The following is a 14,575-nucleotide window of genomic DNA, read 5'->3' on the forward strand; positions in this document are numbered from 1 at the left end:
TCCCTGTTCCGGTAAGGAACAGGGATTTTTTGCGTCAATTAATGCGGCTATGGATCAGATCGTGCCATGGCGAGAAAGAGCGGACAGCCATGCCGGTAATCAAGGTTACAGAAGTTTGGTCAGCATCCTGTCCCACTCATCGAAAAATTCAGGCGGGCGGTGGCTAAGTTTTCCTTTGTCCTTCAAGATTACGGAATCGACCATTGGCAGGATTCCGTTGTTCGATCTGATATTCCTGATATGGATAAACTTTATTTGCCCATCCACCAAGATATTTTCCCTGAAGGAGAGCCTCACGCTGTTCAGGATATGGTCACTATGGGATTCGATGATGATCTGTACCCCATTGGCAGCCGCCAACGACAGCAGGCGGCCTATTTTCACTTGGGCAGATGGATGCAGGTGCGCTTCGGGATTTTCCACGATGACCAGATCGCCTTTTTTCGCCCGCAAAGCGGCCAATATCACCGGCATGCTAAACGTGAACCCAAACCCGACCTGCAAGGCTGAATATGCCATACCTTTGGCTCCTTCGAATTGGTAGGATAGCTTCACGCGCGATTCATCCAATTCCGTTACCCTTGTCTTTACGGGCAACGACATGATATCGGATAACCAGGCATTCAGGTTTTCATACAAGTCCGGCGACGAGAGCGAAGGATGCATCAGCTGTTCCATGCCGATCTGCTCATTGTTCAGCAACGCATCATTGATATAGGCGGGTGCAAGTTCGCCCTGAATACCGAGCTTCGTGTTATAGGCCCGTTTTTCCTTCTTGTAATACGTCTCCCTCGGCCCCCAGCGCTCCGCATCGAGAAACATGAAATCTTCTTGGAATAATGCTAGCTTTTCCAAAGGGCCAGTTCCCGTGTGGGTACAATTAAGCACTTTCGATTTTGGATTCGTCGCGTCAATATCCCACACATGCTTATCCCCATCAATGGTTTCCAGCCCAATGGCAACATTCGTCGCATCAGTCGTTTCCAACGCATACAAGAGGGCTTCGGCACTTTCAAGGTTCACATAGTCGTTCGATAGGTCCACCTTGCTTTGGGAGGTAAGGTAACCGATTTCGTAACTCTGTTTCAGGAGAAGGAGCGATTGGATGATGCTGGATTTACCCAGGCCGTTTAACCCTGATATCAAGGTAAGCGGCGCTAGTTCAAACTCTTCTTCTCTGAATATCTTGAAATTTTTTAGGTGTAGTTTGGTTAACATGGTATAGTTCTGTTTGCCTAGTATTGACGTAGATAGTTGATCTGCATGATACTACTTCAGCAATTTTCTGATCTCGTTGGCTTCAGGCAAGACCTTTTTTAAATTCTTTGGTAATTTTTTAGTCAAACTGTATTCAGCTACCCCAATCGGCTTATTGGATATTCGCAAAGCATATTCTACTTCTAAGTTGTCCTTTTCCGCGCACAGCAATATACCGATCGAAGGGTTTTCATGGGGTTGTTTTACCGTATCATCCAAAACCTCTAAATAATAGTTCAGTTGGGCTGCATGTGATGGCTCAAATTTTCCGGCTTTGAGTTCGACAGCAACCATGCATTGGAGATGGCGGTGATAAAAAAGCAAATCAATGAAATATTCATTGCGGCCAAGTTTGATTTTGTATTGGTTCCCCATATAGGCAAACCCATACCCAAGTGCGAGCAACACATCCCTGATGTTCTCAATCATTTTGTTTTCCAATTCTCGTTCTTTGACGGGTTTCGTGATGCCGAGAAAGTCCAAACTATATTCACTCCGAATGGTTTCTTCCGCTTGTTCTGCTAGGTGTTCGGGCAATGTCACTGCGAAGTTGTGTTGTTTCTTTTCAACTAAGCTTGCGTTATAGGTGTCAGCTTTGATAAAGTTGAGCAAAACATTCCGGCTCCATCCATTCAGAGTGGTTTGTTTTATGTAAAACTCGGCTTCTTCTATTGAATTGGCTTTACTCATAATCAATAGGTTATGCCCCCATGGAATTTCTGCAACAAGCTGTTGCAGATTTGGATGAGCCGAATACTGTTCATAGAATCGGCGCATATTCCACAAGTTCCGGGTCGAAAAGCCGCTATCATTCGGAAATTGTTTCTGCAGATCCGAAGCTAACCTTTCCACAATTGACTTGCCCCAACCATATTGCTCTTGCCGCTCAATGATTTTCTGGCCCACCGAAAAATAACGTGCTATTTGTTCCCTATTAATAGCTCTTATGGCCGTGATACGCCCGGCTAGGAATTCATGTTTTACTTCCTCAAACAGTTTCTGGTATTCTTTTTCGTGAATGGGTTTCATGTATCTTACTAATATAGACCGTCAGTAAATTCTGCAACAAGCTGTTGCAGAATTTAATTTCCTGTTCTTTACCGGCAGTTGGCCCTTGTCATCCACACCGATCAACATCCTGCCCCCCTTGCTGTTGGCAAAAGCCGTCAGCGATTCGATCATGGCATCGGTAAACGAACTTTTAAATTCGGTATGTATATCCTCTTTGTGTTTTGACTTAGGCATTACTAATTGTTACGATTTATCTCCTTACCCGATTCTCGTATCGCCGATACGACAATTTGCTCATTTGAAAATATCGGCCTTGTTATTCACTGGCTTCGCCATCGTCACATTCACCGAGTATGCGATAGAAATCATCCTCATCCGGCAGATATTGCGCAATCTCTTTTGGCAGTTGTCGATAATGATAAGTAGATACCCCCATCGGCTTATTGACCAATTCGAGCGCATATTCTACGGTTAGCGTGCTTTTGCTCTTGCAAAGTAGAATCCCGATACTTGGGTTATCCTCCGGGTATTTTATGATTTTATCCAATAAATGGAGGTACCAATTTAACTGTTGGCTGTGTTCCGGTTTGAATTCCGTTGCTTTCAGTTCCAAAGCAATCATGCATCTTAGTTTACGGTGATAAAACAAAATATCGATAAAATATTCTTTGCCATCCAATTCCAAGCGGAATTGGCGGCCCATGAATGCGAAATTGTTTCCGAATTGGCCTAAGGTTTTCGTGACGTTATCTATCAGTGCGTTTTCAAGTTGCTTTTCAGTGTGGGTGTCTTCCAATCCTAAGAAAGAGAGATTGTATTCATCCTTGAATTCCAATCGATAGGTGCTAAGGTCGGATTCTTTCAATGCTACGGAAAAATTGTTTTGGAATTGTAGGCGTTTACTGTACGCGTCAAAGCGTATCTCCTCCTCTAAAACGCTTCGACTCCACCCCCTTTCTCCACACATTTGGAGGTAAAATGTGCGTTGGTCGGAATCTTTTACCTTTTCAAATATCAGGCTGGTGTGCCCCCATGGGATTTTGGCCACAAGCTGTGGCCAAAATTCGCTTTGGCGTGTCTCCTCAAAAATAAGTTTCATCCTCCGCAGGTTCCGCGCCGACAAACCTTTCACACCCGGATAGGCTGCCTGTAAGTCTATTGACAATGTATCGATAACACTCATTCCCCACCCACCTTTTACACGTTCAGACAGCACATGGCCAAAATCGAGATACATCAAGATAAGCTCTTGGTTTACCAACGAATAGCTTTTGTACTGTGCCGTTGCTATCCGTTCTTTCAGGGTAGCTAATGTCTGATGATAGTTTGATGGTACCATTAAGTATTTGTCTCTTTCTGAAAATAGCTAATCAGCGATTACTCCTCGCTCTTACCAGCACTTTTCTTACGCGTTCTTTTAGGTTTTTGAGCCAATCGGCTTACGAGATAGTTACATCAGCCATAACAAAATGCGTTATGATTTATCCCCTTGCTCCACCTTTTTCTCCGGCCACACGATATCAGGTTTAATGGCTGAAATCAGATCTTTTACTAGTTCGGCTAGGCCTCTATCGGCGTTGTATACAACCTCCTTGATATAACCATGATTGCTGTTACTATAAGTGCCAGAGCCAATATTAAGATGTGTGGCAGAATCTCCTTCTCTCAGAAACTCCCCAAAGGGGATGTCATATGCTTTGGACAATTTCTCGGCGTCTTCAAAGCTTGGGGGCGTTACGCCGGTGAAAATAGACATATAATGATCCAATTCCATATTTGCCTTTTCTGCAGCAAGTGGTAAATCCCATTTCAGCTCACTGTTCTTTGCTTCTAGGATATGAGGTGTAATCATAAGTCAAAGTTTTTTGTTGTTGATCAGTTTTTCAATTAGAGTAGTGAATATTTTTCGCTCTTCTTTTGCACTTTTTAATTCCTCACGCAGCAAATCTACCAATTCTTTGGGTACGTTGTTGTTTTCATACTTCTCAATTGTTCCGTTATTCGAATTACTGTAACTCCCGCTACTGTAGTTGTTGTGGACAACCGACGCTTCAGTCGAATAAAAGTACTCCGGATCTATATCGTATATTTTGGCAAGTTGCTTCGCGCGATCCACGCTAAGTCTAATTTGCTGAACTTCAATTTTATGATAAGCTGCCTGACTAATACCAAGTTCCGTGGCGACATATTCCTGACTGAAACCGTATTGTTCCCTTAACTTCCTTAATTTTGGTCCTATTTCCATGACAGTAATAAAAGGTTATTATTTAATAACAATATGTTGTTGCCTATATTTATTAATTATCAGAGCTTTACAGCATTAAATGACTGATTAAACAAAAGCAAATATATACATAAAAGAAAACAAACACGATATTTTTGTTATAAACGTGAATATTGTTTGAAAGTAAAGTGAAAATTAAATAGTTCTTTTTATCTTGTGGCTCTTTTAAAGATAATTTAGAGCCTTTACGAGCCTCGTTCAGCGAATCTGGTAATTCACACCTACGAGCGTAAGTAAAGTGTCCGGCCCCTATATTGCTATAGGGCCGGTGCTTGCTTAGTTCTTTTGTAGGTGGCCAACTCTTCGGAGTTGGTAGGCTTTACCAGAGCCTGCTGACATTAGACTTTGTAAGTTACCGGCCCTATAGCTAATTACCGATAATGTAAAGAAGTTCGAGGCTCATTGTTGAAAAACGATAATGAGCGATACCCAAAAGACACGAAAATTTTCTGTCTGCTTACCAAACGGCAAGCGGCAGGGATTTTTTTGTTTTTGCCCGCTTCCCATCCAGTCATTTTCGGCCAAAAACCAATATAAAAATATCATCAAAAGCCCTGTTTAGTGCATCTCGTACCTCTGAATTTCTCGGACTAACTTACTTATTATCCAATGACTTACCTAACAGGAAATGCACGTTTTTACACGTACCGGGCAAGCCATGCCCAAAAATATCCAAACCAATAGCACCCACATAAAAGAAACGGGCGGTGCTGCACCGCACCGCCGAAAAAATCATGTGTTTGGAAGCCGTGCAGGGTTCCGCGTAAGCGGGGCCTCATTGCACGGCGATACCCATGCATCCTCACTATCGGGCCCAATCCTGAACCACACCAAGAGGCCTATACCAAGCCTCTCGTTTTTTGCTGCCTTACTTATAGGAGTGACACACGCATCAGCCAACGTGCATCCGACCGACACCACAAAAATCGGCATCCAAGCCCTGCAAATCGGTGACCCCATACCGGAAGAAGTGTGGAATATGCCGCTGCAAGTGGTGAACCACCCAGAGGGCAAGGAAACCATTACGCTTGCTGATTATAAAGGCAAATTGATCCTACTGGATTTTTGGGCCACATGGTGTTCTTCCTGCGTTGCACAGTTTCCAAAACTCGAACAACTGCAACAAAAACACGCCGACAGCTTCAATGTCCTTTTGGTTTCGAATCAAAGGGAAAAGGAAGTGCTTCCCTATTTTGAAAGATATAAAAGCCGGAACAACGTCAAATTAGCACTCACTTCCGCAATTGACGCTAAGAACATCGAAACCTATTTCCCGTTCATATCCGTACCGCATTACGCTTGGATAGGCTCAAATGGGACGGTCTTGGCAATTACAGGGGCTGCCGAAATCGGAACTGCCCAATTCTCCCAACTGCTGAGAAACCGAGTCCCGAACATTCCGACCAAAAAGGATATTGATACAGGAAAGCCGCTGTTTATGGGTGATGACCTGCCGTTGGACCAGCTTCAGCAATATTCGATTTTCATAAAGGGCTACCATTCCGGTGTTGGCACCGGAATAGGTCCACGCAAAACCAACGGAATTGTTCATGGCAAATACCTTTCAAATTACAGCATTTATAACCTATATGCCGTTACGGTAAAGGAAATATTCCCTGACTTCAACAAGGCAAGATGCGTTCTCGAAGTGGAAGATACCGCGTCCATCGTGATCAGCCAATCCGAGCCGTTTAACCGCGACAAATACCACTCCTATGAACTGATCGTTCCTGTCGGGATTGCAGATTCACTCCATCATATTATGCTCTCGGAGCTTAACCGTTACACGGGCTACAATGGAAGAATCGAAAAAAGGAAAATCAGATGCCTGGTCATCGAAAGGAATGGCACCAATACCTTGGCATCAATCGAAACGGGCGGGGGACAGCCAATTGAATCCTTAATAAAACACTGGAACTGGGCGAAAGACAACGGTACCGAATGCTACCCCGAGGCCATTCCCCTCATTGACGAAAGCCACTATACCGGACTATTGCCCAAAGAAATAGTCCGCATAACGGAAACGGAGCGACTGAATGCCGCTTTGATACCATACGGTTTAAAAATAACGGAAGCGGAACGCGAACTTGATATGTTCGTCCTAAGCGATAAAAACCACCGATAACCAAACATCCATACTTTTTCATTCTCAATGTTATGAAGTACTTTATATTGTATTCTTCTTTACTGGTTTCACTATTCCTTGTCCACACAAATCCGCTGTCAGCACAAAAGCTGCTCCGCGGAACCGTGCTTTCACAGGAAACTAAGCAACCTTTGCCGGGCGCTTCGATTACGAATATCAATACCAAAGAAACGGTTTCCACTGACATGCAGGGGCGATTTTCCATCCGCTTGTCCGGCAACACGCCCTCACTTACCGTGAGTTTCGTGGGATACCGGGAGCATACGCAATCCTTACCATCCCCCTTTCCCGACACATTGCTGGTCTACCTGACAGCCGCAGAAAATTTAATCGAAGAAGTGACCGTCTCAACGGGGTTCCAGCAATTGCCACGTGAGCGGGCCACGGGCTCCTTCAGCCACATCAATGGAAACAAGCTCCAGCAACAGGTCAGCACAGACATACTAAGCAGGCTTGAAGCCGTTGCGAACGGTTACATGGTAGACAGGAACAATAACACAAGCGGGAGGGCATTGGTCCGTGGTGTAGGAACGTTCAGCGGCCCGACCGACCCCTTGGTTGTTGTCGATAATTTCCCTTACGAGGGCGATATAAACAACATTAACCCAAATGATGTGGAAGGCATCACCATACTGAAAGACGCATCGGCAGCATCGATATGGGGCGCACGTGCCGCAAACGGTGTCATTGTCATCACCACAAAAAAAGGGAGTTTCAACCAACCCCTGCGGATCAATTTCAATGCAAACGCAACGCTGGGTAACAAACCGGACCTTTATTACCTGTCCCAAATGACCTCGTCGGATTATATCGAGGTGGAAACGATGCTTTTCGATGCGGGATATTACAATCGGCATATTAACAATGCCAACAAACCGCCACTCACCCCGGTCGTGGAGCTTCTCATCAAACGGCAAACCGCAAATGCCACGGAACTGGCCGCCATTGACCAACGGATCGATGCCCTGCGGCAAATCGATGTGCGGAGGGACTTTTTGGACCATTTGTACCAACAGGAGTTCAACCAGCAATACGCGCTTACATTACAGGGTGGAAGTGATCGGTTGGCGTGGAACGCATTGGCGGGATATGACCGCAACACAGATAACCTCGATGCCACTTTCCAAAGACTCAATCTCAAATTGGCAAATACATACCGCCCGTCCGACAATCTGCAAATAAGCACGTCATTGCAGTATACACAGAACAATGCGACCAACGGCAGGCCGGGTTATGGGCAGATAACCTACTACGGATCGTTGTACCCTTATGCGGAATTGGCCGACCAAGCGGGCAATCCTTTATCCCTTACCAAGAATTACCGGCAAACCTTCATTGACGAAACCAATGAAACGGGCAGATTACTCGACTGGAGTTACATACCATTGGAAGACTACAAACATTCCGGGCTGTCGACCGTCACACAGGACATTCTCATAAATACCGGAATAAACTATTCTTTCCTTAAAAGCCTTGATCTGGACGTAAAATACCAATATGAAAGGCAAGATAACAAGGGCCGTAACCGGCAGGGATCAGGAAGTTTTTTTACCCGTGACATCATCAATTATTATACACAGATAGACCAGGAAAACAACGTTGCCAGACCTGTGCCGATAGGCGACATACTTGATCTATCCAACGAAACGCTGCAAGCCCACCAAGCCCGGATACAAACCAATTTCAACGAGTCTTTCGGTCCGCACAATATTACTGCGTTGATTGGGGGCGAGGTACGCCATGCTAACGTAAACCGCAACAATTACCGCATTTATGGCTATGACGATGCGGTCCTTACATTCGGCAATGTCGATTATACCCGACAGTACCCGAACTTTGTAAACGGAAGTTTGAGCTTTATCCCAAACAGCCAGAACATGGAAAGCGGGACAACACGCTTCGCTTCTTTTTTCGCAAACGGCGCTTATGAATACGATCAAAGGTACACGGTATCTTTCAGTGCGCGGAGGGACGCTTCAAACCTTTTCGGCTTGAATACAAACGACCAATGGAACGCCTTCTGGTCCGCAGGAGTGGCGTGGGAAATATCAAATGAACAATTCTACAAAATCGATAATCTGCCCTATTTGCGGCTTAGGGCTACTTACGGGGCGTCCGGCAACATTGACCCAAGTATGGTTGCCGCGACCACCATTGCCTATAACGCTGGTGTAAGCGCAGGTACGGCAACGCCTTGGGCTTCTTTCAGGAATTACTACAATCCGGACCTGCAATGGGAAACTTCACGGATGCTGAACATAGGGATTGACTTCCGGTCAGCACGCCAACGGATCACAGGCAGTATCGAGTACTTTCAGAAAAACTCGGTCAACCTTTTTGGAACGGCAGAAATAGACTATACAGGCGGGATAGGCTATTCGATAACGAAAAATGTTGGCAGTATGGTCGGGAAAGGCATGGATACCGAAATCGTTACGAAAAACCTGACGGGGAAATTTTCATGGCAGACCAACCTCAATTTAAGCCATTATACAAGCGAAGTTGTCGAGAACAATATCCTTGACCGCGTGTCATCGATTGTTGGCGGCCAGTTCGGCACAAGGGCAAACACAAGTATCCCCGGAAGGCCAGTCAATGCCCTATTTGCCTACCGTTGGGCAGGGCTATCAGGCGATGGGGGGCATCCGTTGGGCTATTTAGACGGGGAACCGAGCAATGACTACAGGCAGCTTACCGGAAATGCAAGGACCGTCGGGGACCTCGTTTATATTGGCCCATCCACGCCTACGTGGTTTGGTAATCTCGGCAACAACTTTTCCTATGGAAATTTCAATTTACAGGTGGCATTTAGTTTCCGCTTGGGCTACTACTTCCGTAAGCCGTCCATCCAATACACAGGTCTCTTTAACAATGGCTCCAATCAACATTCGGATATAGCCCTGCGATGGAAACAACCCGGAGACGAAATGAGGACTCACGTCCCGTCAATGGTCTATCCGGCCAATACCGCACGCGATAACTTTTACACAGGTTCAGAGGTGCTTGTAGAACGGGGAGACCAGATAAGATTCCAATACGTCAATTTTTCATACAATTTCAGCCCGCTGGTACCGGCGAGGTTTTCAAACTTAGAGGCTTTTGTGTATGTCACCAATTTAGGTGTCATTTGGAAGGCCAGTAACAGTGGGATCGATCCGGACTTTTTCAGGGAGGGAATGATACCTAACGCAACAACATATAGTTTTGGAATACGAGCATCGATCAAATAGACAACCATGAAAACAGTAAATAATTCATTAAAAACAATTCTTCTTTATCCATTTTTTGCAGCGCCCTTCTTGCTTTCAGGGTGCGGGGATTTCTTTGACGAGAAGTCCGATAAGAAACTCGTACTTATGGATAAATTGGAACATCTACAGGCACTCTTGGATAACCCTGCATATGTTAATTCCAATTATTGCACCGCAGGGGAAGCGAGTTCTGATAACTTCTATCTTACCGACGGAAATTTCCTGACGTTAAGGGAAGACGAACAGAATCAATACACTTGGAACGCAAGCCATGTATTCAGTGAGGCGGCGTTATCCGCAAATACTTGGAGGGGAACATACAGTTCCATATATACCTGCACTTCCATTCTTGATGCAATCGAAAAGATTGAGAAAAATAGCATAAACGAAGCGCAATGGAGCTCAATAAAAGGGCAAGCCTTGGCTATCCGGGCATACCGTTACCTCGACGCGGTTTTGATATGGTCACCGGCTTATGACCGGCAAACCTCGTCAACTGATTTGGGGATACCCTTACGGCTTGACCCGGACTTCAACCTTCCGTCCATCAGGGCCTCAGTCGAGGAAACATATAACCAAATAATCAGGGATGCAAAGACCAGCATCCCATTGCTTCCCGTTGCCAACATCAATGCGTACCGCGCCAGCAAACCTTTCGCCTATGGATTATTGGCACGGACATATTTGGCGATGCGCGAATACGAGCAGGCAGGATTGTATGCAGACTCCTGCCTGCAATTGCGGAATACGTTGCTGGATTTTAATACGATAAACCAATCCACACCGTATCCGTTCGCTGAACTCAATGAAGAAACGATTTTCATGGGCGTTGCCTTTTATGATATGATCACTATGGATTTCAATGCCAGGATCGATCCATCGTTGTACGATTCCTACAGCAATAATGATTTAAGGAAAACCTTGTTCTTTGCACCGAATGATGACAGCTCGATCAGGTTCAGGGGTAGCTATATAGGCGCGCCTACCCTTTTCATGGGGTTTTCGACCAGTGAGCAATACCTGGTCCGTGCCGAATGCCTTGCACGTTCCGGCAGGATCGACGAAGCGATGGAAACCCTCAATGCCTTGTTGGATACAAGGTGGTCAGGTGACACATTCACCCCACTTGGGGCCAATTCGAGCGGGGAAGCCTTGCAGATCATTTTGCAGGAACGCAGGAAAGAGTTGGTAATGCGCGGCCTTAGGTGGATGGACCTGAAGCGGTTGAATAAAGAGGGAGCGGATATAACGCTCACCCGTACAGTGGATGGACAGACCTATCAGCTATTACCCAACGATCCCCGTTATGCCCTTACCATACCGGAGGATGTTATTGCCCTTTCAGGGATGCCCCAAAACCCGCGCTGACTAAAGAAAAAAGGGGGTGCAAAACCATTTCGCACCCCCTTTTCCGTTTACCGCAAAGTTGGACAACACCATTAATTGGTCGCCCGCATTCCGGCATCTTCCAATAATGCGGTTTCGTCTTCCCCGTAGGAATCAAGGACGTCCTGCAGGTCCTCGGTTGGACCGATGGAAAGATGGCAGGGACGTGGCACGGCAATGGCACAGTTGCCACCTTCGTTAGTGGTATCCCAATTGCCGGCTTCAAAGAAATCTTCCGCTGTCGTACCATTGTAATACCAGTCCTGATTTTGAACGCCACCTATCCATGAGGACATTCCTACCAGTAAAATGAAAGACGTAACTATTGATAAACTGAATTTTAATGCGTTTCGCATGACAGTTTGTTTTAGTTGTTAACACCTGTATTTATTATCCTCTTATCCGTTTCATGGTTGATTTCCGGATAAATAAACCCCACCTTGTGAGATCTATGGTAATTTGATATCAAGTTTTCTTTTTCCGTATCCTCCTTTCCTTAAGAATAATTATCAGCGCCATTAACGCTATAAAAAGTAACACCGCATTGGTGATAAACACCCCAAGCCATCCTTGATTTTCCAACCAACCGATACATGAACATGGGGAACGTCCAAGTAGATTAAACAATGCCAATTCAGAATATCCTGTATATACCGCTAATACCAGAACAGCCAGACCAAGGCCATAGATCAGGAAAGTTTTCCTGAAGAAGCCAAGGGTTAATAGCACTCCTATTGCGAAATGTGAAGCAATATTAACAATTGTTAAAATGGGAACCCACCTGTCCCGAAATACCTGGTCACGCATCTTTCCCAACGATTCCGAATAATCAGTTGCGCCCAGATAAGCAATCCAAAGGAATATTCCAGCCAGGAAAATCGAGGTAACATAATACGTCGCCCTATTCCAACTGATGTTGGACGTAAACAAAAGACGTTTCCCAGACGGTATGTAAGCAGTTGATTTCATCACCTTAAATTTTTCATCGCTTATAATTTATCTTATACACGCAAAGTAGCCTATATTCATTCCGCAGGTATGACACAATATGTCCCATTTTGGGTCAAAATTGGAAAACCCTTTGTGCTTTCACTACAAATCTCGGCATCATTCCTCCCCTATTGCAGAACTAAAAGGACAAAATTCAAGGGGCTTTCGCCAAAAAGTGTCCTTTTAGTTCCGGTTTTGCCGGATCATGAAAAAAAATGGTATTTGGTGTGCACAGGATATCTATCCACGGCGGGGTGGATGGCCGAATAACTTCACGAACTCCTTGCGGAAACTGCGCTCGTCCCGGTAACCTACCATCGGGTATACCTCCTTTACTTGCAGGTCAGTGGATTGGAATATATCCCTCGCATTCCACAGCCTGACTTCCATGAGGTATTGGTGCGGTGTCTGGCCGAATTCGTTTACGAAATTGCGGGTAAGGGTTTTGGGGATGGTATGGCAGGTATCGGCCAGCAGCGGAATGGACAGGCGGTTGTCCCCGAAGTTGCTGCTGATGTGGTGCATCGCCTTATAAGCTGGAGTACCCAGCTTATATCCGGCCAGCCTGTCATAGTAGGCAAGGATGTAGCTTATAAAGGCCATCATCTGGCTGCCCTGCACCCAGGGGATTTCATGGTACTGCCCATACAATGCCTCCAGCCACTCATGCACGGGCTTTCCCATCCGGCAATTGGGCATGACGCCATAAGGTTCCACACCATTGAGGTAGCGGCTTATGGTACCTTCAAGATGGGGGCACATCGTCGTATCGATGTCCGCAAGCCATGCGGGTGAAAGTGTGACAGCCAATGCGATGTGCCTACCGGAGTCACAGCGCGCAAGGTAGGTGCCCGCCGCATTGTGCGTCACATAAAACCGGTTGCCGCGCGGGCGGGATATGGGCCTGCCTTGCTCCGTAGCAAAATCCACGCCCCCCTGAAGCATGAAGTACAGGAAAAAGTGGTTATCGGCAAGACCGTAGGAGAAATCGAACGGCGATCCGGTATCCAGTTGCAGGAGGATGGCATGGAACAATTCACTGGCAAAGGATTGCCGGAGCAATGAGGCATCGCTGAAATTGAGCTGCCGCTTATCCGCGTACGGCAGGTGGAATTGCCCCCATGCGGGGAACTCATCCATGCCGAGGGTTTTCGTGGAAATGACCTCCGAATGGAAATGGAATGTATAGGGATCTACCATCATAGCTGTCTGTTTTAGTGGGTAGCGCATGGCTGTACCGCAAAATTACGGGGTATGTTGCGGAAAAAGGTGTGACGGCCGTCACACTTTTCGATGAAATGGCCGATCGGGGGAAAAAGCGAAGAGACTTTTATTTCATCAGCCCAGCCCTGTATGCATTGATCACATCCCGCTTGTACCTGTTCACGGTCTCCCGGCTCAGGCCGCCGAGGTAGTCACCGATGATCCGGTCGCTGAAGACCGTGAAGCAGTCGGGCCATTTATGCATGAACCACAGCAAACGGTCGAACGCGGATTTGCGGAGGGCCACTTCGGCTTGGTCTGCCATCCATCCCTGCTCCACCCTATCACGCCATCGGTTGGTGAGCTCCACGGCCTGCGGATATTTCCGCAGCATCCGGCCATATTGCTCCGCACTGATGGACAGCAGCCGGCAATCCTGTGCAAGCTCGATACTCAACGGGTTGGGATCCTCCGAAAACAGGTTTGGCGGTAGGATAAACGAACGGTCGCGTAGGATGTACCGTGCCATCCGTACCGGGATACCATCCTGCATAAGCTCAAGGAAATATACCGCGGAGCCTTCGACGATGAAATAAACCCTGTCGGGCTGCCTTCCCGGTCCGAGCAAAATGTGCCGCCTTCTGAGTTCTTGCTCCCGCAGTTTCCGGTTGAGCTGCGCCCCGAATCCGGTGTGGAGCTCAAACCCGTTGGCATAAAGGCCTTGCAATGCCAGATGGAAAGCATCAAGGCTATGCTGGCTTGGGGGCAGCAATCGGGGTTCTCGGTATTGCACGGGTTTCATGGGCAAATGGTCATGGGCCAGCGGGATTTCCGGTACCGGATATCCCACGATTTGGTTGGCCTTGGTTCGCTGGCGCCAATATACGGAAAAACGGGCAAAGTGGGTTTTTAAGGGGATTTTGATGTAATGCCCTGTAAGAAAGGAGGCCGATAACTTGCTTTCAAATCCGCTTTGTAACTTGTATATAAGCAGCAATTTAGCTAAGTTTGTTATTGGGACGCACAAGCTCCCATCAGGATAGGGTG

13 protein-coding genes are annotated in these 14,575 nt (G+C 46.5%); 3 read left to right on the plus strand and 10 right to left on the minus strand.

Annotation, left to right across the window (positions count from 1 at the left end; translation table 11 throughout):
* Positions 1 to 105 precede the first annotated feature (105 nt).
* The 6 genes from NF543_RS20180 to NF543_RS20205 all read right to left on the minus strand — a co-directional run bounded on the left by NF543_RS20180 (position 106) and on the right by NF543_RS20205 (position 4,513).
* Positions 106 to 1,218 carry an AAA family ATPase gene (locus NF543_RS20180; RefSeq protein WP_257670003.1) on the minus strand — a complete coding sequence of 371 codons (1,113 nt, stop codon included), beginning with the start codon at positions 1,216 to 1,218 and terminating at the stop codon, positions 106 to 108.
* Between the two features lie 51 nt (positions 1,219 to 1,269).
* Positions 1,270 to 2,286, minus strand: a complete 1,017-nt coding sequence (locus tag NF543_RS20185; protein ID WP_257670004.1) for a PDDEXK nuclease domain-containing protein — start codon at positions 2,284 to 2,286, stop codon at positions 1,270 to 1,272.
* A 21-nt stretch (positions 2,287 to 2,307) separates the two neighbouring features.
* The gene (locus NF543_RS20190) at positions 2,308 to 2,502 is read right to left on the minus strand and encodes an AlbA family DNA-binding domain-containing protein (protein ID WP_257670005.1); all 195 of its coding nucleotides are present in this window, start codon (positions 2,500 to 2,502) and stop codon (positions 2,308 to 2,310) included.
* A gap of 82 nt (positions 2,503 to 2,584) precedes the next feature.
* Positions 2,585 to 3,607, minus strand: a complete 1,023-nt coding sequence (locus tag NF543_RS20195) for a PDDEXK nuclease domain-containing protein (protein ID WP_257670006.1) — start codon at positions 3,605 to 3,607, stop codon at positions 2,585 to 2,587.
* 135 nt (positions 3,608 to 3,742) lie between these two features.
* Positions 3,743 to 4,120 carry a helix-turn-helix domain-containing protein gene (locus NF543_RS20200; protein WP_257670007.1) on the minus strand — a complete coding sequence of 126 codons (378 nt, stop codon included), beginning with the start codon at positions 4,118 to 4,120 and terminating at the stop codon, positions 3,743 to 3,745.
* A gap of 3 nt (positions 4,121 to 4,123) precedes the next feature.
* On the minus strand, positions 4,124 to 4,513 hold the full coding sequence (locus tag NF543_RS20205) for a helix-turn-helix domain-containing protein (RefSeq protein WP_257670008.1): 390 nt from the start codon (positions 4,511 to 4,513) through the stop codon (positions 4,124 to 4,126).
* 667 nt (positions 4,514 to 5,180) lie between these two features.
* Here NF543_RS20205 and NF543_RS20210 point away from each other — a divergent pair.
* Genes NF543_RS20210 through NF543_RS20220 form a run of 3 tightly spaced genes read left to right on the plus strand, consistent with a single transcriptional unit; the run spans position 5,181 to position 11,317 of the window.
* On the plus strand, positions 5,181 to 6,677 hold the full coding sequence (locus NF543_RS20210) for a TlpA family protein disulfide reductase (protein WP_257670009.1): 1,497 nt from the start codon (positions 5,181 to 5,183) through the stop codon (positions 6,675 to 6,677).
* Positions 6,678 to 6,709: 32 nt separating this feature from the next.
* Positions 6,710 to 9,928 (plus strand): SusC/RagA family TonB-linked outer membrane protein, encoded by a 3,219-nt coding sequence (locus NF543_RS20215; RefSeq protein WP_257670010.1) that lies wholly within the window; start codon positions 6,710 to 6,712, stop codon positions 9,926 to 9,928.
* A gap of 6 nt (positions 9,929 to 9,934) precedes the next feature.
* A complete protein-coding gene (locus NF543_RS20220) occupies positions 9,935 to 11,317 on the plus strand; it encodes a RagB/SusD family nutrient uptake outer membrane protein (protein ID WP_257670011.1) in 1,383 nt (460 codons plus the stop codon).
* A 71-nt stretch (positions 11,318 to 11,388) separates the two neighbouring features.
* Here NF543_RS20220 and NF543_RS20225 read toward each other — a convergent pair whose 3' ends face one another.
* From NF543_RS20225 to NF543_RS20240, 4 genes are all read right to left on the minus strand, one after another.
* On the minus strand, positions 11,389 to 11,691 hold the full coding sequence (locus NF543_RS20225) for a hypothetical protein (protein WP_257670012.1): 303 nt from the start codon (positions 11,689 to 11,691) through the stop codon (positions 11,389 to 11,391).
* A gap of 109 nt (positions 11,692 to 11,800) precedes the next feature.
* Positions 11,801 to 12,304: a MauE/DoxX family redox-associated membrane protein gene (locus tag NF543_RS20230; protein WP_257670013.1), complete on the minus strand. Its 504-nt coding sequence runs from the start codon at positions 12,302 to 12,304 to the stop codon at positions 11,801 to 11,803.
* Between the two features lie 261 nt (positions 12,305 to 12,565).
* Positions 12,566 to 13,528: an AraC family transcriptional regulator gene (locus tag NF543_RS20235; protein ID WP_257670014.1), complete on the minus strand. Its 963-nt coding sequence runs from the start codon at positions 13,526 to 13,528 to the stop codon at positions 12,566 to 12,568.
* Positions 13,529 to 13,655: 127 nt separating this feature from the next.
* Positions 13,656 to 14,525: a Crp/Fnr family transcriptional regulator gene (locus NF543_RS20240; RefSeq protein ID WP_257670015.1), complete on the minus strand. Its 870-nt coding sequence runs from the start codon at positions 14,523 to 14,525 to the stop codon at positions 13,656 to 13,658.
* Positions 14,526 to 14,575 lie beyond the last annotated feature (50 nt).

The organism is Parapedobacter tibetensis (genome assembly GCF_024704835.1).
Lineage (GTDB): Bacteria > Bacteroidota > Bacteroidia > Sphingobacteriales > Sphingobacteriaceae > Parapedobacter > Parapedobacter tibetensis.

What these genes read in the sequence shown, in the direction of transcription:
- NF543_RS20180 (WP_257670003.1), bottom strand. Translation starts at nt 1,218, where the DNA reads ATGTTAACCAAACTACACCTAAAAAATTTCAAGATATTCAGAGAAGAA.
- NF543_RS20185 (WP_257670004.1), bottom strand. Translation starts at nt 2,286, where the DNA reads ATGAAACCCATTCACGAAAAAGAATACCAGAAACTGTTTGAGGAAGTA.
- NF543_RS20190 (WP_257670005.1), bottom strand. Translation starts at nt 2,502, where the DNA reads ATGCCTAAGTCAAAACACAAAGAGGATATACATACCGAATTTAAAAGT.
- NF543_RS20195 (WP_257670006.1), bottom strand. Translation starts at nt 3,607, where the DNA reads ATGGTACCATCAAACTATCATCAGACATTAGCTACCCTGAAAGAACGG.
- NF543_RS20200 (WP_257670007.1), bottom strand. Translation starts at nt 4,120, where the DNA reads ATGATTACACCTCATATCCTAGAAGCAAAGAACAGTGAGCTGAAATGG.
- NF543_RS20205 (WP_257670008.1), bottom strand. Translation starts at nt 4,513, where the DNA reads ATGGAAATAGGACCAAAATTAAGGAAGTTAAGGGAACAATACGGTTTC.
- NF543_RS20210 (WP_257670009.1), top strand. Translation starts at nt 5,181, where the DNA reads ATGCACGTTTTTACACGTACCGGGCAAGCCATGCCCAAAAATATCCAA.
- NF543_RS20215 (WP_257670010.1), top strand. Translation starts at nt 6,710, where the DNA reads ATGAAGTACTTTATATTGTATTCTTCTTTACTGGTTTCACTATTCCTT.
- NF543_RS20220 (WP_257670011.1), top strand. Translation starts at nt 9,935, where the DNA reads ATGAAAACAGTAAATAATTCATTAAAAACAATTCTTCTTTATCCATTT.
- NF543_RS20225 (WP_257670012.1), bottom strand. Translation starts at nt 11,691, where the DNA reads ATGCGAAACGCATTAAAATTCAGTTTATCAATAGTTACGTCTTTCATT.
- NF543_RS20230 (WP_257670013.1), bottom strand. Translation starts at nt 12,304, where the DNA reads ATGAAATCAACTGCTTACATACCGTCTGGGAAACGTCTTTTGTTTACG.
- NF543_RS20235 (WP_257670014.1), bottom strand. Translation starts at nt 13,528, where the DNA reads ATGATGGTAGATCCCTATACATTCCATTTCCATTCGGAGGTCATTTCC.